Source organism: Pseudomonadota bacterium, from assembly GCA_039033415.1.
GTDB lineage: Bacteria > Pseudomonadota > Gammaproteobacteria > Xanthomonadales > SZUA-38 > JANQOZ01.
Genome location: JBCCCR010000016.1, coordinates 1 through 21,987, shown reverse-complemented (window position 1 = coordinate 21,987; position 21,987 = coordinate 1). Strand labels below are relative to the sequence as shown.

Annotated in this window: 25 protein-coding genes; 13 read left to right on the top strand and 12 right to left on the bottom strand. The window is 55.6% G+C overall.

What is annotated here, in order from left to right; all coding sequences use genetic code 11:
- Positions 1-74: 74 nt before the first annotated feature.
- Both AAF358_14240 and AAF358_14235 read left to right on the top strand, forming a co-directional pair.
- Positions 75-1,784, top strand: coding sequence for a C13 family peptidase (locus AAF358_14240; protein ID MEM7706715.1), 1,710 nt, complete (start codon positions 75-77; stop codon positions 1,782-1,784).
- Positions 1,785-1,796: 12 nt separating this feature from the next.
- Positions 1,797-2,321 carry a hypothetical protein gene (locus AAF358_14235; protein MEM7706714.1) on the top strand — a complete coding sequence of 175 codons (525 nt, stop codon included), beginning with the start codon at positions 1,797-1,799 and terminating at the stop codon, positions 2,319-2,321.
- Between the two features lie 7 nt (positions 2,322-2,328).
- On the opposite strand, the gene AAF358_14230 is transcribed toward AAF358_14235, so the two are convergent.
- Positions 2,329-2,793 (bottom strand): nuclear transport factor 2 family protein, encoded by a 465-nt coding sequence (locus AAF358_14230; GenBank protein ID MEM7706713.1) that lies wholly within the window; start codon positions 2,791-2,793, stop codon positions 2,329-2,331.
- A 170-nt stretch (positions 2,794-2,963) separates the two neighbouring features.
- On the opposite strand from AAF358_14230, the gene AAF358_14225 reads away from it, so the two are divergent.
- Positions 2,964-3,593 carry a hemolysin III family protein gene (locus AAF358_14225; GenBank protein ID MEM7706712.1) on the top strand — a complete coding sequence of 210 codons (630 nt, stop codon included), beginning with the start codon at positions 2,964-2,966 and terminating at the stop codon, positions 3,591-3,593.
- 57 nt (positions 3,594-3,650) lie between these two features.
- On the opposite strand, the gene AAF358_14220 is transcribed toward AAF358_14225, so the two are convergent.
- Complete coding sequence (locus tag AAF358_14220) at positions 3,651-4,022, bottom strand: hypothetical protein (GenBank protein ID MEM7706711.1); 372 nt, start codon at positions 4,020-4,022, stop codon at positions 3,651-3,653.
- A gap of 91 nt (positions 4,023-4,113) precedes the next feature.
- Here AAF358_14220 and AAF358_14215 point away from each other — a divergent pair, with 91 nt between their 5' ends.
- From AAF358_14215 to AAF358_14205, 3 genes are all read left to right on the top strand, one after another.
- Positions 4,114-4,695, top strand: a complete 582-nt coding sequence (locus AAF358_14215; GenBank protein ID MEM7706710.1) for a TetR/AcrR family transcriptional regulator — start codon at positions 4,114-4,116, stop codon at positions 4,693-4,695.
- A 264-nt stretch (positions 4,696-4,959) separates the two neighbouring features.
- Complete coding sequence (locus AAF358_14210; protein ID MEM7706709.1) at positions 4,960-5,298, top strand: helix-turn-helix transcriptional regulator; 339 nt, start codon at positions 4,960-4,962, stop codon at positions 5,296-5,298.
- Positions 5,288-6,574, top strand: a complete 1,287-nt coding sequence (locus tag AAF358_14205; GenBank protein MEM7706708.1) for a HipA domain-containing protein — start codon at positions 5,288-5,290, stop codon at positions 6,572-6,574. Before AAF358_14210 ends, AAF358_14205 begins: the two co-directional genes overlap by 11 nt.
- 53 nt (positions 6,575-6,627) lie before the next feature.
- On the opposite strand, the gene AAF358_14200 is transcribed toward AAF358_14205, so the two are convergent.
- From AAF358_14200 to AAF358_14190, 3 genes are all read right to left on the bottom strand, one after another.
- Complete coding sequence (locus AAF358_14200) at positions 6,628-7,788, bottom strand: aspartyl protease family protein (protein MEM7706707.1); 1,161 nt, start codon at positions 7,786-7,788, stop codon at positions 6,628-6,630.
- 167 nt (positions 7,789-7,955) lie between these two features.
- Positions 7,956-8,984: a serine hydrolase domain-containing protein gene (locus AAF358_14195; protein ID MEM7706706.1), complete on the bottom strand. Its 1,029-nt coding sequence runs from the start codon at positions 8,982-8,984 to the stop codon at positions 7,956-7,958.
- Positions 8,985-9,155: 171 nt separating this feature from the next.
- A complete protein-coding gene (locus tag AAF358_14190; GenBank protein ID MEM7706705.1) occupies positions 9,156-10,388 on the bottom strand; it encodes a S41 family peptidase in 1,233 nt (410 codons plus the stop codon).
- A gap of 299 nt (positions 10,389-10,687) precedes the next feature.
- Here AAF358_14190 and AAF358_14185 point away from each other — a divergent pair, with 299 nt between their 5' ends.
- The 5 genes from AAF358_14185 (at position 10,688) to AAF358_14165 (ending at position 13,155) form a co-directional block, all read left to right on the top strand.
- Positions 10,688-11,137: a hypothetical protein gene (locus tag AAF358_14185; GenBank protein MEM7706704.1), complete on the top strand. Its 450-nt coding sequence runs from the start codon at positions 10,688-10,690 to the stop codon at positions 11,135-11,137.
- Between the two features lie 5 nt (positions 11,138-11,142).
- A complete protein-coding gene (locus AAF358_14180) occupies positions 11,143-11,742 on the top strand; it encodes a ZTL protein (protein ID MEM7706703.1) in 600 nt (199 codons plus the stop codon).
- Positions 11,743-11,968: 226 nt separating this feature from the next.
- A complete protein-coding gene (locus AAF358_14175) occupies positions 11,969-12,262 on the top strand; it encodes a hypothetical protein (protein ID MEM7706702.1) in 294 nt (97 codons plus the stop codon).
- On the top strand, positions 12,259-12,465 hold the full coding sequence (locus AAF358_14170; protein MEM7706701.1) for a hypothetical protein: 207 nt from the start codon (positions 12,259-12,261) through the stop codon (positions 12,463-12,465). The genes AAF358_14175 and AAF358_14170 overlap by 4 nt, the downstream gene beginning before the upstream one ends.
- Before the next feature lie 219 nt (positions 12,466-12,684).
- Complete coding sequence (locus AAF358_14165; GenBank protein MEM7706700.1) at positions 12,685-13,155, top strand: hypothetical protein; 471 nt, start codon at positions 12,685-12,687, stop codon at positions 13,153-13,155.
- A gap of 233 nt (positions 13,156-13,388) precedes the next feature.
- Here the strand turns inward: AAF358_14165 and AAF358_14160 are convergent, their stop codons facing one another.
- The 7 genes from AAF358_14160 to AAF358_14130 all read right to left on the bottom strand — a co-directional run bounded on the left by AAF358_14160 (position 13,389) and on the right by AAF358_14130 (position 19,214).
- Entirely contained in the window at positions 13,389-14,354 is a 966-nt protein-coding gene (locus AAF358_14160; protein MEM7706699.1) for a hypothetical protein, read from the bottom strand.
- On the bottom strand, positions 14,351-14,605 hold the full coding sequence (locus AAF358_14155; GenBank protein ID MEM7706698.1) for a colicin immunity protein: 255 nt from the start codon (positions 14,603-14,605) through the stop codon (positions 14,351-14,353). Before AAF358_14155 ends, AAF358_14160 begins: the two co-directional genes overlap by 4 nt.
- Before the next feature lie 45 nt (positions 14,606-14,650).
- Entirely contained in the window at positions 14,651-15,484 is an 834-nt protein-coding gene (locus AAF358_14150) for a hypothetical protein (GenBank protein MEM7706697.1), read from the bottom strand.
- Between the two features lie 93 nt (positions 15,485-15,577).
- Positions 15,578-16,318 (bottom strand): hypothetical protein, encoded by a 741-nt coding sequence (locus AAF358_14145; GenBank protein MEM7706696.1) that lies wholly within the window; start codon positions 16,316-16,318, stop codon positions 15,578-15,580.
- Positions 16,319-16,535: 217 nt separating this feature from the next.
- On the bottom strand, positions 16,536-16,841 hold the full coding sequence (locus AAF358_14140) for a hypothetical protein (GenBank protein ID MEM7706695.1): 306 nt from the start codon (positions 16,839-16,841) through the stop codon (positions 16,536-16,538).
- Between the two features lie 16 nt (positions 16,842-16,857).
- Positions 16,858-18,678 (bottom strand): hypothetical protein, encoded by a 1,821-nt coding sequence (locus AAF358_14135; protein ID MEM7706694.1) that lies wholly within the window; start codon positions 18,676-18,678, stop codon positions 16,858-16,860.
- On the bottom strand, positions 18,675-19,214 hold the full coding sequence (locus tag AAF358_14130; GenBank protein MEM7706693.1) for a terminase: 540 nt from the start codon (positions 19,212-19,214) through the stop codon (positions 18,675-18,677). Before AAF358_14130 ends, AAF358_14135 begins: the two co-directional genes overlap by 4 nt.
- Before the next feature lie 118 nt (positions 19,215-19,332).
- Here AAF358_14130 and AAF358_14125 point away from each other — a divergent pair, with 118 nt between their 5' ends.
- Together AAF358_14125 and AAF358_14120 are read left to right on the top strand one after the other, a co-directional pair.
- On the top strand, positions 19,333-19,959 hold the full coding sequence (locus tag AAF358_14125; GenBank protein MEM7706692.1) for a hypothetical protein: 627 nt from the start codon (positions 19,333-19,335) through the stop codon (positions 19,957-19,959).
- Between the two features lie 64 nt (positions 19,960-20,023).
- Positions 20,024-21,751, top strand: a complete 1,728-nt coding sequence (locus tag AAF358_14120; GenBank protein ID MEM7706691.1) for a caspase family protein — start codon at positions 20,024-20,026, stop codon at positions 21,749-21,751.
- Positions 21,752-21,987: the final 236 nt, after the last annotated feature.

Here is a 21,987-nt window from a genome sequence, read left to right as displayed (position 1 = left end):
GTACCAAAATCGGGTTTTCCTGCCGATGGAACGACGGTAATCTCAACCTTGGCTATCAATATTGAGAAAACGCCATGTGGTGTCTTAAACCCTTGCGACGCCTGACGCTGACGGCCGCGATGATCGTCAGCGCAGCGGGCGCCGCCACCGTAGAGCTGCCCGACGGTAGTCGTTATGACGGCGAGCTGGGGGACAACCGGCTGCACGGCCAGGGCGTGCTGGTTTGGGCGAACGGCGATCGCTATGAGGGCGGGTTCAAGAACGGCCTGATGCATGGCGAAGGCCAGTTCGCCTATGCCAGCGGAGATCAATACGTTGGAGAAATGCGGAAAGGGCTGTCCGAGGGTGAAGGTGTGCTGGAATACGCGGACGGCTCGCGCTACCAGGGGCAGTTTGTCAGCGGTTATCCCAGCGGTCAGGGGACGCTGACCTTCGTCTCCGGAGAGTCCTACCGAGGTTCGTTCGCCTACGGCCATTACTCTGGGCAGGGTTTGTTGAGCTATAGGGACGGTGGTGAGTACGAAGGCGCCTTCGCGCAGGGCAGAGAGCACGGTGAGGGCGAAATGCGCACGCCTGATGGAGCGGTCTATCGCGGGACCTTTGAGGACCAGGGGTTTGTGGCCGGACGCTGGACGCTGCCGAACGGAGACTACTACGAAGGCACCTATACCAACTGGATTATTACCGGCAAAGGTTCCTACGTGTCGGAAGCCGGTACCTACAGCGGCAACTTTGAGAATGGTTATCTGATGTACGGAACGCACGAGCGAAGTGACGGTGGCACTTACGAGGGTGGGTTCGACGGCTACTACGCTTACCACGGCATCGGCCGGCTGACCGCCGCTGACGGTACCGTCAGCGAAGGGCAGTTTTCCTACGGAGATTACGATGGGCCCGCGCCCAGTTGGCTGGACTCGCTGGCCAAAACGGCGGTCGCGCTCGTCGATGACATGACGCCCGGACACAGCATGACGGGTCCAGATCCCGCTGAATTGCTGGCGGAAAAAAGCCTCTACGTCCAGGAGGCGCTGCTGACGGAGGCCTTGGAGGCCGTTCCATCCGAGCGCCCCGGCGAGATCGACCTCTATATTGTTCAGGTTGCGGGTGACGGGCGGCAGGAGGTCTTCCGCCGCGAGGTGGAGTTCGCCAGCGCGTTTTACGGCGGTGAATGGCAGGCGGCTGACCGGCTGGTCACACTCGCGAACAGCCGCATCTCGGTCGAGCGGCTGCCAATGGCGACACGATCGAGCCTCAGGCGGACGCTGGAGGCTGTGGCGGGAAAAATGGATCGAGACCAGGACATCCTGCTGCTTTACCTGACCAGCCATGGCAGCAGTGATCACGAGCTGTCGCTCGCGCAGCGCGGCATGCGACTGCCCGATCTGCCCGCAGCGGAGCTGGGTGAGATGCTCCGCGAGGTGGATATCGAGCATAAGGTGGTGATCGTGGCGGCCTGCTATTCCGGCGGGTTTATTCCTCACCTGGACGACGGCAAAACCCTGGTGATGACCTCGGCTCGAGCCGACCGAAACTCCTTCGGCTGCGCCGATCAGAACGAGATGACCGATTTTGGGCGGGCGTTCCTCGCCGAATCCCTTAGCGAGAGTGAGTCGCTCGTGGAAGCCTTTGGGCTTGCCCGGGAAAAAGTCGCTGAGTGGGAAGAGGAGCAGGACCTGACGCCGTCCGAGCCGCAGCTGCTGCGCGCCGAAGCGGTGGAGGCTCAGCTCGCTGCGTGGCGAGCGAAACGGCAGCAAATTACCGGCACTGCGCCCCAGTCGGAGTAGCGAGAACCCCGTGTGATCAAAAATTCTGAGGCGAGTCAGGCGCGTGAGCAGACTGACGATGACGAGGACTATGAAATCCAGCCCGGCGACCGGGTTTTCGACGAGCGACAGCTTTTGGGCTGGGTGGCGATTGTCGGCGCTGTTGCCCTCGCTGCCCTGTGCCTTTGGGTGATCTTCCAGCCTGCCGAGTTCGGGGCGTATAAGGTGATCGTTGCCGGTATGGTTATGCTGCTTGGCGGATCGCTGCTCCTCTATGTAGGGCTGGGAACGCTGGTGGCGCAGTTCATCATCAGCGAGTCGAAGATCGTCGAAATCACGTTAAATCGGGTCATCCAAGTGCCCTTCGACGAGATCGAAGAAATCAGCGTGTTCATCAGCCGGAAAACCGGCCTCCACGACACGATGAAAATCGAGCGTCGAGGACAGGACGAAGTTTGGCTGGGCTTACCGCCGGAACACTGGGACGAGATCAAGGCGCTACTCGTCAAGAAAGCGCCGGTCGTCGAGCGGCCTGGCAGCGAGCTGTACCTTCCGTAATCGCGGGCTAGTGCCCGTAGCTGGCAACCCGGGTGACGGTCCACCGGTTGTCAGCAAACTTCCAAACGTGAAGAAACTTGAAGGTGCCGCAATCCATTGCCTCACCCACTGGATGGCAAAACCGGTGCTCGCCAACCTGGATGGCGCCATAGCCCGGGACCGGATGCACCTCCATCGTGTTATGCAAAAGCTCGCGCCTGAGGCCGGTGTTGGCCGCAAAGAGACTCTCGGAGTTTTTGATCGCCTGGGAGTAGTCAATCAGGCCTTCGGTGTCGTGAAAAAACTCAAGGTCCGGGTCAAAGATCTCGCGGGTGGTCTCAATGTCCCGGTTGTTGAACGCCGTAAACAGTTTTTGATCCATCGCCAGAATCGTGTCGAACAGCGTGTCATCACGGGCTGAGACGGAAATCGCCGCCCCTGCCGCCAAAATGCCCGTTACTACAACCATCCAGAAACGGTTTACCGAGTTCATCTCAAACGATTCCTTGCATTTGGGCCCAACAGCATTACGTCCCGCGTGGCCGATGGTTACAGCGTGCTGCGCACGTGAGTTTGGTGGGTGCAGAAAGCTGCATACGACGCAAAGACTTGCGCGTATGATGAGACCGCTCGATCGTTTCGGCACGGAAAAGGAAGACCGCGATGTATCACGGTGAGCGGCTCAACAGCATCTCGCACCTGGTCGGAACCGCTTTTGCGCTCATGGGCCTCGGGGCCCTGCTCACGGTGAGCATCGATAGCCGAGACCCGTGGATGATCACCAGCTTTGCGGTTTTTGGGCTGAGCATGGTGCTGCTATACACCATGTCGACGCTTTACCACAGCTTTCAGCCGCCAGATCTCAAGGCGCTGTTTAAGGTGCTGGATCATATTTCTATCTACGTGCTGATCGCCGGCACCTACACCCCTTACATGCTGGTAACGCTGCGCGACGGCAACGGGTGGATCATCATGGGGATCATCTGGTGCCTGACCGTCATTGGCATCCTGCTGGAGGCATTGCCTTTTCGGCACCCCAAAGTGCTGCAGCTCGCGATTTACCTCGGTATGGGCTGGGCGTGTGCGTTTGACTTCGCCAGCCTGGAGGCGGGGCTCGATCCTGCCGGAGTCACCTGGCTGACGGTCGGGGGAATCACCTATTCGCTGGGTGTGATCTTCTACCTGCTGGATAAGATGAAGCGGATGCCCCACGCCCACGGGATCTGGCACTTTTTTGTGCTGGCGGGCACGGTGAGCCATTTCATTTCGGTCATCGGTTACGTCCGGCCTTAGGAACGCTACAGTCACGATAGCGGCCAAAGCACTTCAAACGTGCAAACCAGTACTCTGCTAGTCAGCGGACGCGGGCAGCTCACCAAAAAAGCCGATAACGGAACGCACTAAGCCGTCAGCGTCAGTCTCGACCACGTCGAATCCCGGCAAGACCAGCTTTCCACTGTTGTCATGAATCGCCCAGTGATAGCGATGGAACCCATGCTGCGAATCCACCCGGCTGGCCATGGAGTAGGCATACCCCGGATATTTCTGGTGAACCTCGTGCACATTTTTCTCAAAGTCATCGATGCCGGTCAGGTTGATGGTGGGATCAACAAATCGAACGTCAGCTGCCAGCGCCTTTTCCAGGTGCGATCGAACGAGCGCTGGGTCGCTCTCGTTCCAGGCGGCATACATATGGTTAAACGAATCGGGGTAGTCGGACATCGAGGCATCCTCTTGCGTCGTGAGAATTTTACCGACACCGTGTCGGTAAATTTCGCCTACACTAACAAACCGACACGCTGTCTGTAAACAAATGGCCACACACGCAGAGCGACGCAAAGCCACACGATCGAGCATCATATCGGCAGCGAGGGAGTGTTTTGTTGCGCAGGGATTCGAGGGTACGCATACCGACAGCATCCTCGAGCGGGCCGGCGTTTCGCGGGGGGCGATGTACCACCACTTTCCCAGCAAGCGAGACGTCTTTGAAGCCGTTTACGTGGCGCTGGTGGAAGAGACCATTACTCAGGCCCGGAAGACCCGTGTCGACAGCGATTCACCCCTGGAAGCGTTGTTTGCGGCCTGCATGGCCTGGCTGGCGGCCGTTCGTAAACCGGCGATCGCGAAGATCCTCCTTGACCAGGGGCCTCAGGTGCTGGGATGGACGAGGGCGCGCCAGATTGAGGCCGAAATCAGCCTGCCGCCCATGCGAAGCGGACTCGAGAGAGCGCAGCAGGCCAACGAGATCGAAGTACCCTCGGTAGAGGTTGCGGCACTGCTGATCAACGCCCTGCTCGCTGAAGCTGCACTGTTGTCGGCCTACGGCAAGCCGAAACCGTCGAAGGATATGATCGAAGCGTCCATTCGGAGATTTGTCGACGGTCTTCGACCGTAGACGGCGCTGGCAAGCCGCGTCGAGTCTTTTCCGTAGGGGCGCACCGGTGCATCGTCCGGATTGGATTGATACTTCCAATGGCCCGGACAGGGCTCATCTTCGGACTGGGGTACATCAAGCGTTATGTTCCATTAACCCGCCATAGATGTTTTGTGCGTTCCATTTATGGAGCGCAAATTTCTGAGCGTGCTCTAATTCTGATAATATGATCTATAAATACATCATGAAATTATTTAATGATTTATTAATAGAGCATAACTGACTATGGCAAAACCCTCGCATCCGAGCTATTCCCGTTTCGCGCGCGAAGCCGTACAGCTCCTCGGACTGATGGTACGGACGGCGCGAATCGAGCGTGGACTCACCGTTACTGACGTCGCTGAGCGCGCTGGCGTTTCTCGAGGTCTGGTCCAGCGAATCGAGAAAGGTGAGATGGGTTGCGCCATCGGTGCCGCTTTTGAGGTCGCGGCCATTGTTGGACTGCGTTTGTTTGACACAGAACCTACGAGCCTGACGCGGCATGTTTCGACCGAGCGGGACAAGCTTCGCCTGCTGCCAAAATCCGTCCGGACAAGAACGGCGAAGGTGAAAGATGATTTCTGATCGCCCATACGTCGAAACATCTGACGAAGCCTACGTCTGGCTGTGGCTGCCCGGCGCGACGACACCGGTTGTCGCCGGCCGCATTGGGCGCAGCGACGAGCGACTGATCTTCAATTACGGCATCAGCTACCTGGGCCGGGACGACCGCATTCCGATCTTCGAACCAGAGTTACCGCTGCGCCGCGGGGCGATCGTGCCTGAGACGGGGCTCCATATGGCGGGATGCCTCCGTGACGCCGCGCCGGACGCATGGGGTCGTCGCGTGATCTTGAACCGGATGTTCGGCAGCCAGAGCCGAGGCGCCGACGTTGCCGCGCTGGATGAGCTCACGTACTTGCTCGGGTCCGGCTCCGACCGCATCGGCGCTCTCGATTTCCAGGAGTCGTCATCCGAGTACCAGGCGCGCGATGCTAAGACGGCGACGCTTGAAGATCTGCTGAACGCCGCTGAAAGAGTTGAAAAAGGTCTGCCGCTGACGCCCGACCTCGATGCAGCGCCTTTTCACGGAACGTCACTCGGCGGGGCGCGCCCAAAAGCGATGATTCAGGACGGCGATCTGAAGATGATCGCCAAATTCTCGTCCTCTACCGACACTTACAACGTCGTCAAAGCGGAGTATATCGCTATGCGCCTGGCTAAGAGGGCAGGGCTTGATGTTGCACCCGTGCGTCTCGCCAAGGCCGCCGGAAAAGACGTGCTGCTCGTAGAACGCTTCGACCGCGCAAAGATCGATAACGGCTGGACCCGCAAAGCGATGGTTTCGGCGCTAACGCTGTTTGGGCTTGATGAAATGATGGCGCGCTATGCCAGCTATGAGGATCTCGCGGAAATCATTCGCCACCGTTTCACCGCGCCGAGGCAGACTCTCCACGAGCTGTTCGGACGAGTGGTTTTTAACATTTTATGCGGCAACACCGATGACCACGCGCGAAATCATGCGGCCTTTTGGGATGGCAAACACTTGACCTTGACGCCCGCCTACGACATTTGCCCTCAGAGTCGCACAGGCAATGTGGCGAGCCAGGCGATGCTGATTATCGGCGACAAACGGGCGAGTACTCTGGCGACCTGCCTTGAGGCCGCGCCCAGTTTTCAGCTCGGCGAAGATGCGGCCAATGACCTGATCGCCCGTCAGATTGCGACCATCCAGGACGGATGGGATGAAGTCTGCAGCGAAGCTGACTTAACGGAAGTGGAACGCAACCTGTTTGGCCAGCGAATCTTCCTGAACGATTATGTCTTCGAAGGTGCGCCGGCAAGCCTTCGACCGCGTTAGCCCCTGTGTCCCGCGGCGCCAATGCGCGAGGACTGGCTACCTTCTCTCACAACCTAATCAGTCTTTCTCAGGCTAGCCGCCCCACCGTCCCACTCAAGATCAATGACGTCGGCCGACATCGCTTCGAGTGCACGGGTGATGCCGCTACAAGAATATTCCACCGCTGCACCATTGATGGACGTAACCGTGCGCCCGACAGGTAACCCGGCGTCCGAGGCCGGCGTTTCCTCCCATACCAAACTAATGGTGATCGGGTCCGAGAACCCCAGGGCGAAACCAAATGTGGGTCGCTCGAACGGCCCGTCACGATATGCGGCAAAGAAGGCGGCTTCGGATCGATGGTCGAGCGTCACTACAAAATGATCCAGCAACGGCGCGCCGAGCAGGCTGGGCGGGGCCTCGCGCACATGCGCTGAAACACGGCCTAGCCGAACGTTGCCCACGGAAAACGCTTTGAGCTGAGCTCGTAGCTGGTCTTTAACGGGAGCCTGACCACCCAGCGATCCGCCCAACGACCCGTGGCCGCGGGTCTTGCCGGCAATGCCTTTGTTGCGGCTTGCGCCTTCATAGTCCGGCGGAGAGAGGGCTAGCTGGGCGGGCGACCCGGTGTCGAACATGGCCTTGCTGTTGGCTTTTTCTGCCAGCTGAACGTCGAGATAGGGTGTATGGGGATAGCCAAAGCTAAAGAGACGCTGCTTTTTTGCGTCTTTGATGTGGTCGAGGCTGTTCAGGTCGGTGTTGCACCTCAGTACGCCAGCCGGTTTGTCGATCTGCCAGGCGCACAGCGGCAGGATCTCTGAGCCCAATACGCCGTCACCAATGAAACACTTTGCGGCCAGCGAGGAGCCGAAGTCCGCGGCAAACAGCGGCACCTTGTTGAACGTCACGTCATCCAGCGTGATTGGAGCCTGGACGATGTCACTCTCGATCATTGTGCCGTGAGAGTCTCGCCCTTTGCGCTGGTCGACAACCTTGAGCCCGAGGCTTTTTGCCAGGTCACTTCGGATCATCGAAGGTGAGCCCGTATCGAACACAAACCGTCTCGGCTCGCCGCCAAGCTCAACGGAAACGTAGAGTTTCCCGGCGATAGATTCGATCGGAAGGCTCAGAGAGAAGGCCTTGGCGTCGACGTAGGGCCCCTCGGTTACCCAGGCGGGTGCCTTGCCCTGAGCAAGGACCTGAGGTGTGATCGTCAGCACCGTGAAAAGCGCCATGACAAAGTGTTGCCACCTAGTAAGAGAGGAATGGTTCAAGCGGCTTTCCTGGCTATAGAGGTGCGGCTATTGTCCAACGAGCCATGGGTGATGGATGCACAAATGTTGCTGGAACGAAGGCTGACCCGTCGTGACCCGCTAGAAGCGAGCCTCGACGGATTCATGGTTCAGGTGCCTAGCCGCTGCCTGAGGATTTTTAGCACGCGGTTGTAGATGATCTGTGTGAGCATAATGATGTCGTTGCCCGTCGTGCTCGTAAACTGAATCACCACGGCGTCAATGTCCGCGTGATAGCGCGCAATGCTCGAATAGCCCAGTACCCATCCGGTGTGCTCGAGTTCATACAGCGATTCGTAGACCGCCTGCTCCTCGTCGTTAAAAAACGTTCCGTCGTTCAGGGCCCGGAGAAACACGCCGACATCTTTAGCCGTCGCAACGTAGCCCTGGTCGAGATCCTTGAAATCCGCTTCGACGTCGACGAAGTAACCACTCATCAGGTCACGCGGGTCAAAGCCTTCCATCGAGAAGTAGGTCCGCTCCAGTCCAAGCGGGCCGGTGACCTCGTCCAGCATAAACTTCCCGTAGGGGTAGCCGAGCACCTCGTCCATGATCTTAGCGAGCAATAGGTAATTGGAATTGGAATAGCTGTACTCTGCGTCGGGCTCAAAGTCAGCGGGCTCGTCGAGGATCATCTCGATGACGTTTGGGGCCGGATCGTCCCACCGGAAATCCGGGTGCTCAACGTAATTTGGGATACCGCTTCGATGCTGGACCAGCATGCGCAGCGTAATCCGGTCCGCGTTCTGAATTCGCGCCGCCATGGTCGGCAAATATTCAGAAAGCGTGCCGTCCAGCGAGAGCTTTCCTCCCGCAACGAGTTTGGCCACCGCCGACGCGTCGTACAGCTTCCCGATACTGGCGATCTTGAATAACGCGTCTGGCCGGGCCGGTAGCTGCGCCTGGCGATTGTGCCAGCCGCTGGCATAGCTCAGCGGTGCTTCGCCGGCGACGTCGACGTAGAGCAGGTAGCCATCGACACCCTGACCCGGGACCTGATCGACCTGCGCCTCGATGGAGTCGGGCAGCGGGTACAGGTAGTAGAGCCCATACTCCCAGGGTGCAAACAGGTAAATGCTGCCCCCCGTAAGGACGGTCGCGAGCAGGATCTTGGAGAGAACCCTTTGGGTTTTTGTCATTGTTCTTGAAACGTCTTGGCCGCCGAGCTAGTTCAGTATCGCAATCGCCGAGCGCATGGCAAGCGGTTTGCCGTCCGGGAATCTAGAAGGCTTGAACCAAGACGCCGCTGTCGCGGCGTGCAACAACACGGGGTAAAACCGGTCGCCGGTTTGGCCAACTCTCGGTCGCCGTTACCTGGCAGCACCCGCCGCAGCCTGTTCCTTCACCAGCAGGCGGGCTCTCGCTAAAACGGTGTCCTGATCGGTCAGCAAGTCGGCGACGGTCATGCCGAGAGCAATATCTGGCTCAACAACGGTCACCTCGCCGAGCTCCGGCGTTGCCGCGGTGAAGGTGTTGCGGGCGATCCTGTACCGGAGTTCGGAGACCTCTGACGTAAACCTTCGCTTGTTGTCGTGCACCCGCGAGCCGGCGCCCGAGGGTGAGCCGATAAGGGTCGCCAGCTCATGTTCCTTGATGAGAGCGAGGAAATGGCCGGTCGAAGAGCCGGTTTGACTATTGGCCAAAATAAACACCTTGCCGTCGAACTGAAGTGCTGATGGTTCGAGCAAATCCTTTAAGGCTGGGTTGCCTGCGGAGTTCTTCGCAAAATACGTAAACGGCGTTTCCGCGAGGTGCCTCAGCAGATACGCGGTGGCGCTGCTGCTTCCCCCCAGGTTGCCGCGGACGTCGATGATCAGCCTTTCGAGCTGTTGTTCAGCGAGCGTTCGAAAGCTGTCGTCGACAAACTGCTCGAAGTCTGCGATTCGCTCTCCATAGAAGTCCCAGTTTCTGATGGTCATCACCGCAATGCCATCACTGCCCAGGTGCAGGCAAAGCGTCTCCTGACATGGGTTGCCGGGATCAATAAGCGGGCGGTGCCGAAACGTCGTCAGCGGCCTTAGGACGGTGGCTGTGCCCGAGCCTTGGACGGTCACTGCGTATGACTTCGGAAAGCTCAGAGCATAGGTCAGGTAGCCTGTCGCATAGGCGTTGGCGTAGCTCGTCTGCGCCCCCCGGTTGTAATGGTCAGCGGCGATGTGATCGAAGATCGTTTCCCGTAGGTCCATGACCGAAAGCCCGTTGATCGATTCGATCTCCACACCGAGCGCAACCCGGTCGCTGTTGACCAGCGGATCGATCACAAACAGCCGTTTGCCCACGAATCGCACGTCGACCGGAAAGCGCTCGTCTGGCTCGATCAGCGAGTCTTCCTGGTTGAAAAACCCCAGGTTGGTGTGTCCACAGCCGACCGCTGCAAGCAGTCGACTGAAGTTCCACAGCTGGTCGGCCTGGGTTGTCTTGGCGTCGATACGGCTCACCAGCTTTTCGGTAAGCGCTTCAAAGTCCTGCGCTGAGATCACCGCAAAAGGGTCTGGGTGCACCGTTCGCAGCTGTTCGCTCAGGGTACGGAGTTCTTGTTTCAATGAAGCTGGGTCCAGTTCGTCCGCCTTGCCGATCGTGCAGGTGAAAGCGATAAGTAGGCCGGCTAGAAAAACTAAAGCGAAGTGACCGCTGCCGACCGCGAGTGGCACGAATGAACAGCGAGGTTTACGTGGTGCGCGGAGTCCGGTCATAGCGGGCGTCTTCCTGTTGGCAGAGTGCTCTTGCCAAGGTGACGCGCTTGATCGCCCAGCGTTACGTTAGGTCTGGATGAGGCGAGCTTGCGCTGGAGACGCGACTCTCGATAAAGGATCTAAGGTGTGTTGCTTAGAATGTGAATTATGTGAATCTGCGTGGTGTCCTGCTAGCTGTTGAGTTAGCAGAGTTTCCAGCAGAAATGACCGATTCGCCGTTTATCCCCGAAAGCCTAAGAGACTTGAAGCCATCTGAAGCGCTGGACAGCTTGTCGATGTCACAGCTCGCGCGTAACGGATCAGCGATTTTGCGATCGCTGATGGAAACTGAAGGCGCTGTGACCGTTAAAGTCCAGGGGCAGGGCGCTATGGTCACGTTGTCGCAACGGCGTTATGACGAATTGGTAGCGCTGATACGATCGCTGGAAACCCCGCCTGAATCTGATCGTCTAACGGAGGCGCTGAGATCGGAGTTTGACGCGCTGAAGTCTGCGATGGCGAACGAAGACGCTTCCGATACGGCAGACAAGGCTTTGTTCGGCGGCGTGGATACACTTCGCAAAAGTTATCGGCCGGGAGAGACGGAAGCGAAGTCTTGATTTTTGTGCTGGCCGGCGTCGACGGCGCCGGCAAGAGCAGCATCGGCGGCTTGGCGCTGCGGGCCGTCGGCACCGACTGGTACAACCCCGATGAAATTGCCCAACGGCTTGCCCATAGCAACCCCGAGGTGTCGAGTCAGGAGATTGCCAGCCGGGTCTGGAAAGAAGGTCGGCGACGGCTGATCGAGGCGATCGCCAAAAGAACTCACTTCGCGTTCGAAACCACGTTGGGCGGCAACTCGATGACCCACACCCTATTAGATGCTATTGCCGCAGGTGTCTCAGTCAATGTCTGGTACTGCGGTCTGGAATCGGTCGAGCTGCATATCCAGCGAGTAGCCGAACGGGTTGCGCGCGGCGGCCACGACATCCCTGAGGAGCTGATTCGCCGGCGTTATCGCTCCTCGATGAGAAATCTCTGCCGGCTTACGCCGGGCCTTAGGCAACTCGCAGTCTTCGACAACTCGCGACCCTTGGGCAGCAACGGCAAGCCACAGTTACGCAGGCTCATTCATATTAAGGAAGGTGATCTGCTGACGATTAGTAACAGAATGCCGGACTGGGCCAGGCCTGTTGCGGCTGCGTGTTTGAAACGCACGTCGTAGGGGAAAGGTCGCCCCACAAAGATCGCTTGCGAACCCTATGGGTGCGTCGGTGGTGCCGGGGGCGGGAATCAATTAAATTAGATAACATTCTGATTTATATCAGATAGTGGTGTAACCCTTTCTCAATATGCCCCAAATAATGCCCCACCTTTGGGAAGTTACCCGCACCTACTGACCGTCAGAGTCTTCCGCATTCCTGCTTCTTTTCACAAGCCAAGGAGCAGACATGGCAATTCCAAAAGACACGTACGACCGCCTTACCTTCCTCGCAACTACAGGCCGTGGCCATTCCCTAAACCTTGGGGATGAGCTTTATTCGCAGGATCAGGACAAGGCATACACCTTCTATACGTTTGCCCATCTGTTCGATCAGATGGACCGCCTACTTCACAAGCTCTATCAGGAAGTCGATTTCGTTCCCCGACAGGAGCCCCAAGGGGCAGAAAACCATGCCGAGACCATGTTCGACGCCATAGAGACGTTAGCTCGTTCCGGCCGGAAGCAAGGAGGTGCCGCATGAAGACCCCGCCAGGCACTCCCGACCAGCGGATTCTCGAAGACATCGACTTTATTTGCGATCTAGCGCTAAGGAAGGACTACATGCCCATGTACTACGCCCTCCTGACACTCAGAAAGGACTTTGAGACCTACGTAAGGCTGAGTGAGGTCGTTTGGCTGCCTGTCTTAGACAACCAGGCCATTCAGCCGGAGGTGGGAAAATGACCTGCTTCTACAGCCAAATGCCTGCCGACGTAGAAAAGGCCGTCGAGGGAGGCGCCAAGCACTGGTTCGCCACGAGAGACGCCGACTATTGGCGGTTCATTCCCATTGGTCCAATTCGGTTGACCTCTGAAGAGGCCCTAGAGGACAGGGATGTACTGACAGCGATCCACCCTGAAGCATCGGTTACCTGTTTTCAGTGGTGGCCAGAGGAGGAATGCGATGACCAGTAAGTGGCCGTATCTCTGGGCAATCGGCGTTGGGTTGATACCTGAGGCAGTTCTGGCTTACCTCCTAGCCCTCTACATTGGGGACAATCCTGTTTGGTTGGTCGCCTGCGGGATCTGGCTCACCCATCAATCGATCAGAATGATCACCAGCGTCTTCCGGGCGCTGGTTTTCATCATCACCTCACGGTCGAACCGGAAAGCGTATCTGGAACGAACTGCTGCTGACTACAGAAAGGTAGGAATGCCATCGGCTGACGAAGGGATGGGCTCATACCAACACTTCAGCCGGGTGGTAGACGACGAGACTGCGCCAGTAGAAGCCCGCATTATTGCGATGGGGGATTTACGGACGTTGGAGTCACTGATCAGGTTTGGTCATTTTGTGGCTTACAACGAGCTAGCCGGCATTATCACGCAAGCGTTGCCAGTCGATGAGCCATCGCAAAAGGACAGGGTCGCGTAGAGCCACACGAACTATTAGCGGTAACAAATCGAATCTGGTCTGGCGTTGTTTGCCAGACCAGATCAATCTATGAGCATCTACGTTGCCCCATGTCCGTCATTCACCATGCACGAGCATTGTTACGGCTTAGGATAGAAAACGACCAAAGTCGGCCATTCCTGAGTAACAACTTCTAACCCTTACTTGTTATTCAACCGGTTAGATACTAGCGATTGCCTCTTAGCGAGCAACAATCAGTCTGATAGCTTCTCCCCGCGTAATTTCCAAGCCTCTGCGACTTTCTTCATATAGTCCTGGTCATCCAAGTCAATGATTTGTGCCCATCCGCAAGCCTGTTTATCAACTGCTTCCCAAAGCGCTGCGATTTCTTCAACCTCGCTGTCAGTAAATGGTTCTTCTTTACGTTCAGCTTGGAATTGTTCTGGGGCAATCGTCGCCATGCATGATTGAGCCATCCAGTCGACTAAAAGCGCGCAGGGGTGGTTCTTTCCGCGCTGGGTATCGCCGTGCTTATCCACATAGCTTTGCAAAATACCAGTCTCAAAGGTAAAGCCGCTCCGCATATTCTCTCTCCACATCGCCATGATGTCGTCGTCCTTAGAGAATTCATTTAGTAAGAGGCTTCCCGCTTCGGCATCCAATGGAAGGTTGTCGAGGCATACTTTTACGTGTCTGACGTGTTGCTCAGAGTGTTCCAAACGAGTCTTAGCCCTCAAAGCGATAATCGGTAGCATGCCCGCATAAAGGCTTATTCCTAAGACGTTTGAGCGAGGGTACACATTCCCGTTCCAGGACAAGGATATCGGGGTTGATCCCTCGACGTTCCATTCAGCTCCTATCTTAGGCCGAATACGGTTGATCGCTTCGCACGCCCATCTCGCGTAAATTCCATTGGACAATCCTGTCGCGGCCACAAGATCGAGTTCAACCAACTCTCGATCTAGGTAGTCGAGCAGTTGTCGAGCTGCCCTAAGTTTGCGTTTCTTTGTCCTAACCTTCCCATACTTTCTCAGGCCAGGCATACCTTCTTCACTGCTGGACATCAAGCCGACCATGCACATCTTTTCTCGATCGCCTGGCTCCAAACTTTCATCAGGCTTCCAATCGACGAAAAGCCCTACATACTTCTCTTGCTCGGTTGTTGGTGTCAAAAGACCTCTTTCCATCTCCGGTTTAGGTAAGAAACGATCTCCGATCACAGTTGAATCGCCTTGTGTGCAACACCAATCTCGACAATCTCTTCGGGGGTGGGGTTGTAATCCGATAAAGCACCGTCGTTCTTACGGAAATCAAAACTCTCGGGCCAGAAGAACAGATTCGCGAGGTCCGGGTGAGAGAAGTGAGCATTGAATTCTTTATAGAGCCTGCTGGTTTCTTCGTCGGTCTCAGACGCTAAAAGCTCTTGGGCTAAAGCTATGAGTTCTTCCTTGCTTGCAGATGAAATTATCACTGTACGATTAGATACGCGTTAGGTTTTTGTCGGACGCAGATTAGGCTATTTGTCGATATCCGGCTTTTTCTCTCTGATTCGGTCAAGCACGTCATACATATCCATCTCGGAGACCGACTCACCTTTTCGTTTCAGTTCATCAACCGCCTCACGGTACACCGTGATCCCCACTTTCTTGATCTCTTCGTCTCTCCGAAATTCCAGGTCGGTTAGCTCTTCGTACATTGAAGCGTAGTTGTCCCAATCGTTTTCTCGATTGAGCCGTTCTTCATATGCAAGGGACTCATCGTCAAGATGCGCAGAGATCAATTCCTTCGCCTGCTTCGTGCTCAGACCCTTTGGGGCTATCAAGCCAAAAAACCGGAAAAATTCTCTTTCTATTGGCGAAGCTGGGCGGTTTTCCCATTTTTCTTTGTTCTGGGGATCCGCAAAGATCTCGCCGATAAGCTGCCTTGCTTCTGTCTGAGAAACGCCAGATAGCGGTTTCTTGAAAAAGCGCAAAATCGCTCGTTCGTTTTCGTCGGGTTTGTAGTGGAGCCCGATCAGGTCAGAGGCCATGCCCTTGGTGATGCTGTTTCGCCTAAGGGTTTTACAGACCCCCTTCCATGTTCCGGGAAGACCGAGCTCATTGAGCTTTTTCAGTTGTCTGTCAGTAGGTTCGTCGAAATACCAAGCGGGGAAGGAGCTGTTTCTACTACTAGGCTTCTCTCTTTCCTGAGTGTCCGCATAATTGAATCGGGCAATAACCCAGGAATAGTCTGTCGCTTTTTTAACGGGAGAAGCTCTTTCAGCCGTGAAAGGCTTAAACAGTTTTTGTAGCTTCGTATAAACCCACCAAGCAAGCGCAGCGAGAAGTATGAGAAAGACTAGTGCATCCAATACTGTCGGCCTCCAACTTTCCTACGTTTAGATTACTCAGCCACTTGAATTCGCGCCCTTACTGATCGCTGCTCGAATAATGGCAGCGCATATTCAATTCAGCCTAGAGACTCCGGCCGCTTCCCTGCGGTCGATGTTGGTCATCACGTGTGTGAATTGGAAGGATTGGGAGGGGCAAACAGTCACGGTATCCAGGCTCAGCCATAGCGTCGCGTTAATCCTATCGAAGCTATCAGTCTCCCAGGTCTGGCCATTTTGAAGGGTGATCACCCTGCCGCTGTCGTTGTCGCTAACGATTGATTGAATGCACACGCCGTCCCCTGACAGAAGATCATTCAGCACCGGATTCGGGACCAGAGTTTGGTCGCAGTTAACAGGCGACAGAAACCGGGAAAGGAAAATGGCGTCAGTTATGGTGCCGTCGGGCAACTCGTAGTCCATCCTGATCACATTACAGTCTTCTGTTGCCTGAAGGCTCATTCGAAACGCTTCAGTGAGAACCGCTGGCGTCGGTTCCGCTGTTGGCCCCAGCACACCGCCTTCAGTTGTAAACATTTGGGCAATAACAAACTCAATGTCGCCAAACTCGTCAGAGCCTGTCTGGATATTGTCGCCGCCCGCGAGATATAGGGGGCTTCCATCCTCCGCGTACGTAAACCACGCAATAAACACGAACCGGGAGCCATCGGCCTGATCGGCAATTGTGATTGATAGGCCCTCGTTGTCCATTAGCGACGAAACATACATTCCGTCTGTCAATTCGGAAAACAACAAATCCTGGCAAGACGCTGCTAAGGAAAGGAGAAAAAGCGAAAGGCCAAATAGGATTTTCATAAGTGCCCCTGTCGAATCCGGCTGAACGCGCTCAGTCTTTGCCAGAAGTTAACTAGCAATCGTACGCAAGACTAGTTGAAGAGCTTTCAAGTTAGCATTTTGCGTTTGAATTTGCCGACTATCGACTAAAATTTTGTAAACTCGACCGACTAAGGCCTAGTGAAGAACAGGAGGTTTGTCGCGAGTTCGATCAGACGCTAATCTTGCGCTCTCGATTCTATTGTCGCTTTTTGTTGATTTCGTCGTATTGAGGCAAACGGCTAGGCGGATTGGCCCAGGTCGCTTTAAGTAAATGCCTCAGCTCGTCGGTGTCCTTATCGCTGGTGTGTTTCAACTCGAGAGCTTTCATGTCCGGCACGAACTTGTTGATGGCCAGTCTGCAGGCGTTGAATTCCACGGGGCTTAGTGTCTCGGTACCAGCGATACACCGCTCAATCCGTTCTGCGGCTATGGTTGCAGCCCGCTTCATAACCGTTCGAGCTTGGTTCTGGCGCTCAGATGATGTCGTTGATTTGCTTGGCATTTCGCCGTGCCGAATATTAGTCGGTGCCAGCGTAGACGGGCGGACCCACCAGCAACCCGGATGGCCTGTTACCCAGGAGAGATATACCGCCTCTCAGCGCCCGTACAGGCCCCGTACCGAGCAAATCACTGATTGGCATCTTTCCACCAGCAAGTAGGCTAGACGTCGCTCTCCCGGCCAGTGCCAGGCCTGCAGGAGCCAGCCCACCGGTCAAAGAGCCTGAGAAGTAGGCTGTACCCGCACTAGGGCCGATCAGGCTGCTGGCAAGCTTCAGCGTGGCCTGGCGGGATGCTGTACCAGAGTCTGGGAGCTTGTCGGGAAGCACCTGCTGAGCGGCGTTAATCAGCTCCCGCCATTCGGTGTCTTTCAGGTTGGATTTCTTGCTGCGTCTTTCCAATCCAGCCAGAGGAATAATCCCTTCGGCCGTCGACGTACCGCCTGATGTGACGTAGGTGTCCTGAACCTGACGGAACCGTCCGTACTCACGATTTAGGCCTTTGAGCTCTCCTGGAGAAACTTTCTCGAATTGGTCATCTAGCAGCTCCCGGATATCTCGATACAGCCCAGCCAGCTTTGGATTACTGTCTCTGAGTGACCATGCTTCGTCGCCGAAGAACGAACGCCATTCGTGGGCCTTGAGGGCATCCACAGGGCCACCAGAAGCCTCGGCCATCAGCTCATCAACGACGGACTTCAATTCCCGCTTCTGGTTCGGTCCGATGAACTGCGCGTGTTTGGCTTCGGTGTTTGCCAGACCATCCAAGAACTCATCGGATCCCAGATCGAGCTTCTTACCCGTCAGGGCATCGCTGTACCGCTTGGAGAATGCTGCCTTGGCGTTGTTGACGGCTTTGTCGTTGACCAGACCTTCCGCAACATCATCTGCTTGGAATCCAGCCATTCGCATGATTGCGCTTTGGGTTTCCTTTCTCTGGGCCAGACGAGCGTCAGCCAGCGGCTTACCGATGACGGGAATCTTTTCTAGGGTTCCCTCTAGCCCCTGCGCAGCATCGTTTCCTAGGCGCTGTGAGCGCGTCAGAGAGTTTACGCCAGCGTTCTCCAGGACTTGGGCTGCTTCGTCCAGTTGGTTCGGTTTGAGGGCTCTGCTGACGCCCTTAGCGACTGTTGGAACCGCAGCGCCGGTAAAGCCGCCGAGCAGTGAACCAGCAGCGGTATCTCTTAACAGCCCCTCAGCGGATTCCTCGTCGGACGAACCGTAGCCGTATGCACCGCCCTGGAGGCCCGTAAGCAACGTGGACTTGATCACGGGGCTGTTGGCCAGCATCCCGCCTGCTTTGGCCCCAGCAGTTCGAGCAAAGCCAATGCCGCCGGTCGCGAGGCCACCGGCCAGTTCAGCAGCTAGCGCAGTCTTGGGGTTACGGTCAGCAAATGCGGCTTCGTTCCTTCTGGCGGTGTCCCTGATCTCCCGGTAGGCATCCGAGAAGGGAATATCCGTTCCCTTTCCGAACAGCTTGGCGCCCTCATTGACCACTGCCCCGACGCCACCGGCAATCTCATCGCTAATTCCAAGAGCTGCTTGGCCGATAGAATCGAAGATGCTGCCGCCCCCTAGTTCGCCTGCTGAGGGTTGTGCTCGCTGCACAGGCTGAGTGCGCATGTCCACCAGCGCCTGAGTCAGCTGACGGGCTGCCTGCACATCACCGGCGTTATGGGCGTTCCGAAGAGCGCTTTCGAGTTGTTCGCGGGTGTATCCGCTTTGCGTTGATTGCTGCCGCTGATCCTGGAGCATCTTCGCCAGCCGCCTTGCCGCGTGGGTGTCTCCGGCGTTGTGGGCGTTACGAAGGGCAGTGGCAATTTGGTCTTCGGTGTACTTCAATTTTCGTGCGCCATCGCCACGAGTGCAGCCACGACTGGGTGAGCTTCTTCCTTACCTTCACGTTCTTCTTTTGTGGGAAGTATTGGGAGCGGGTTATTCCAGCACTCCTCTAGGAACTGCCTAACCGGGTTCTCAGTCGTTTGCTCAACAGTCACCTTGTCCCGCCACTGGGCAGGCTGGCGATTCTTCAGCCAGTAGATGCATGCGGTCGTATCGGGCGGAACCTCCTTTTCCGTTTCGGTGACTCTGACTTCCCCTGTTCGTTTTCCGTTCTCTTCCAGGTACTGGCGTTTGACTTCCTTCACCGTGCTGCCGATGGCCCGCTTATGCAGGCTTGCAGCGACGTCGATATCCGTTTCGCTCTTTCCCTGTTTTAGGGACTCCGAAAACTCAGGGTGTTCTTTCTTCCACTTGTTCAGCGTGCTTTCCGCGACATCGAAATAGGCCGCTAATTCAGTATCGGTAGCACCGAACGCCATACATGCTCTGAAGGCTTGTTCAGCGAATTCTGGTCGATATTTCGATGGTCTAGACATACTGTATATTTTAACAGTTCTTCCTGACCTTCCCAACTCTTAAGATTCTGGAAATTGCTTAACAACGCCCACGGCAGCCTAATGTTGACGCAAGTGCGGTGATAAAGAGGAAACAGCAATGATGGAGTGGCTCGCCTATGTCGAAGACATACCGATCGTAGGGCGTTGGCTAGGCGTTGTTGTATTCGCAGTTCTTTTTGTGCCAAAGCTGCTGGAGATGCGGCACGCATTTGGTGAGCTGCGCACAGGGGCGAAGAATCGCAACGCCGTCAAGGACGAACTGGAGATTCTAAAGCTACGGTACGAAGTTGCTGAGCTGCGTCAACGTGCGAACGATCAGGCTTTTAACCCATTTGCTGAGTCGCAGTTGCCCACTAGACTTGGCGACACGAGCGGGAAGTCAACGACTTCTTACTCAGGGTTGGAAGAACGTGAAGAGGTTTCAAAGCCGGCCCCGCTCTCGAATTCGGTCAATCAACCATGGGCTATGTTGCGCTGGCTACAGGACCGGAGCAACGGGCTGGCGCGTGCCTTAATCGCTGTTCCAGCGGCCATTGCCTTTTTTGTTTCGGTCTTTCTATTCCTTGGGTCAATTATGTTTTTCGTGGACACTAAGGGCGGATCGCTTTCCGGTGGGCTATTTGGCCTGTGTCTGGGTTTCGTCACTTGGTTAGTTTTCTCAGTCTTGAGAAAACAGGACGACAAGCTGCTCCTTCGCAAGGAACTACTGGACGATAGACAATGACCGGCAATCCGACTGCTTACATACTGCTCAAGATGGCGGATTAATGCGAGACCTGCGGTTTCAGATGGATCACAGATATGCGGCAAGTCATGCGCTTATAGTCGGAATCGACAAATACCGACACGTATCGCCGCTTTCGTATGCAGTTAGTGATGCAGAAGCCATCAAGCAGTTGCTTTCTGAGTCGTTTGGCTTTCCGAACGAAGGGATTCGGTTCTTAGCTAATGAGCAAGCGACACGTTCTGCCATTACCGAGGCGTTCCTAGAGTTTGCGGCAGATGGTACCGAGATAGATGATCGGCTGTTGGTTTTCTACGCAGGTCATGGCCATACAGTAAACGGGGTCCGCGGAGAGGTTGGGTATCTTGTTCCGCATGACGCGGATCTGGGCAATCTTTCTACTCTCATCCGCTGGGATGAGCTTACCAGGAACGTTGATCTGATTAAGGCAAAGCATGTGCTTTTTGTAATGGATGCTTGCTACGGCGGCTTGGCGCTTAATCGGAACTCTAGTGCTGGTTCGGCGCGGTTTTTGAAAGACATGCTTCTTCGATATTCCCGCCAGGTGCTTACAGCTGGAAAAGCAGACGAAGTAGTAGCGGATTCGGGAGGGCCTCTTCCTGACCACTCGGTTTTTACCGGGCATTTGATCGAAGGGTTACAAGGGAACGCCGCTGATCCTGAGGGTGTTCTAACGGCTAACGCGTTGATGTCTTATGTATACCGCAAGGTTTCTTCAGACAAAGACTCGCATCAAACGCCGCACTATGGTTATGCCGACGGGGATGGGGATTTCATTTTCTCAGCGCCTGGGCTCGATGATCTTCAAGCCGATAAGAGATTTGATGTAGATAGACTTGTTGTGCTGCCGCAAGCAGAACCAGACTCAGGCCCGGTGGACTCGCCATCAAAGGTTGAGCGTTGCAAACAACTATTGGCAGAAGAGTCCTCATCCATCTCCCTTCACGATTTCGTCATAAGTGAGGTCAAGTCCTTTCTTTTGGGCACGAGCGTTGAAGTGTTTCCGGTCAACGGGTCCTTTTCTCAAGATGAATTTTTGGATCGTATGTCCAGATACGAAGAGGTCGGCAGTGACTTGGCGGTCTTATCGGCCTGTTTGGCGTATTGGGCGAAGGAAAGTCATTTTCCCATTCTTCAAAAGCTGTTTGCTCGGATAATCGATGGGCTTAACGTCAATGATGGTCTGGTCGTATGGCTCAGCCTCCGCTGGTATCCGATCATCAAGGCTTTTTATTGCGCAGGCATCGCGGCCATCGACGGAAAACGCTACGACTCTCTATTTCACCTTTTCGGTGCCAGGGTCCAAGTTTCCAAAACTGGAAACGAAGACCTGCTGCTCGCCAAAGCAGTCTCAGATGGAGTGCTTGAGCTGACACGATCTGAAGTGTTCAAGCATATTCCAGGACATGAGAGACAATACGTTCCAATGAGTGAATACTTGTTCAAGGAGCTGCAGCCCAAACTTGATGAAGCATTGTTTGTCGGAAAGGCCTATGAGACCTCATTTGAAGAGTTTGAGGTTCTATTCGCGCTGGCAGTGGCTGATTTCCACAAACAGAACGACGAAACGATTTGGGGGCCAATTGGGAGATTTGGCTGGAAGCACAAGAGCCGGCGCAACGGCCCTTTTGATCGAATTCTAAACGAAGCTGAGCGGGAAAATTCGAATTGGTTGCCTTCTAGACAAGGTATGTTCGGGGGCAGCACTAGACGGTTTCTTGACGTCGCACACGAATATCGAGAGATGATCAACAAACTCAACTGGTTTTAGTCGTGGTCCGCTTAAAGCCCAGCCCGAATCGCTGAAGATACACCCGTGGAAAAGAGAACCTGAACCCACAGACAGTAGCGGCGAATGCAGGGCATGGCATAAGCCCTCGTTAGCTTACGCCGCCGGAGGTTTTCAGTAGGAATCTCGGTAGGGTCCACGGTAGGGTTGATCCCCCGAGCTTGTCTGTTTGCCTTTCAGCTTGTATGTACAATATTAATTCTAAGATACCGTCCACA

Excerpts from the sequence above, each read along its gene's own strand:
- AAF358_14130 (MEM7706693.1), bottom strand. The coding sequence starts at position 19,214 with ATGTCTAGACCATCGAAATATCGACCAGAATTCGCTGAACAAGCCTTC.
- AAF358_14225 (MEM7706712.1), top strand. The coding sequence starts at position 2,964 with ATGTATCACGGTGAGCGGCTCAACAGCATCTCGCACCTGGTCGGAACC.
- AAF358_14140 (MEM7706695.1), bottom strand. The coding sequence starts at position 16,841 with ATGCCAAGCAAATCAACGACATCATCTGAGCGCCAGAACCAAGCTCGA.
- AAF358_14205 (MEM7706708.1), top strand. The coding sequence starts at position 5,288 with ATGATTTCTGATCGCCCATACGTCGAAACATCTGACGAAGCCTACGTC.
- AAF358_14210 (MEM7706709.1), top strand. The coding sequence starts at position 4,960 with ATGGCAAAACCCTCGCATCCGAGCTATTCCCGTTTCGCGCGCGAAGCC.
- AAF358_14220 (MEM7706711.1), bottom strand. The coding sequence starts at position 4,022 with ATGTCCGACTACCCCGATTCGTTTAACCATATGTATGCCGCCTGGAAC.
- AAF358_14195 (MEM7706706.1), bottom strand. The coding sequence starts at position 8,984 with ATGACAAAAACCCAAAGGGTTCTCTCCAAGATCCTGCTCGCGACCGTC.
- AAF358_14170 (MEM7706701.1), top strand. The coding sequence starts at position 12,259 with ATGAAGACCCCGCCAGGCACTCCCGACCAGCGGATTCTCGAAGACATC.
- AAF358_14200 (MEM7706707.1), bottom strand. The coding sequence starts at position 7,788 with ATGGCGCTTTTCACGGTGCTGACGATCACACCTCAGGTCCTTGCTCAG.
- AAF358_14145 (MEM7706696.1), bottom strand. The coding sequence starts at position 16,318 with ATGAAAATCCTATTTGGCCTTTCGCTTTTTCTCCTTTCCTTAGCAGCG.
- AAF358_14120 (MEM7706691.1), top strand. The coding sequence starts at position 20,024 with ATGGATCACAGATATGCGGCAAGTCATGCGCTTATAGTCGGAATCGAC.
- AAF358_14215 (MEM7706710.1), top strand. The coding sequence starts at position 4,114 with ATGGCCACACACGCAGAGCGACGCAAAGCCACACGATCGAGCATCATA.
- AAF358_14175 (MEM7706702.1), top strand. The coding sequence starts at position 11,969 with ATGGCAATTCCAAAAGACACGTACGACCGCCTTACCTTCCTCGCAACT.
- AAF358_14240 (MEM7706715.1), top strand. The coding sequence starts at position 75 with ATGTGGTGTCTTAAACCCTTGCGACGCCTGACGCTGACGGCCGCGATG.
- AAF358_14125 (MEM7706692.1), top strand. The coding sequence starts at position 19,333 with ATGATGGAGTGGCTCGCCTATGTCGAAGACATACCGATCGTAGGGCGT.
- AAF358_14230 (MEM7706713.1), bottom strand. The coding sequence starts at position 2,793 with ATGAACTCGGTAAACCGTTTCTGGATGGTTGTAGTAACGGGCATTTTG.
- AAF358_14165 (MEM7706700.1), top strand. The coding sequence starts at position 12,685 with ATGACCAGTAAGTGGCCGTATCTCTGGGCAATCGGCGTTGGGTTGATA.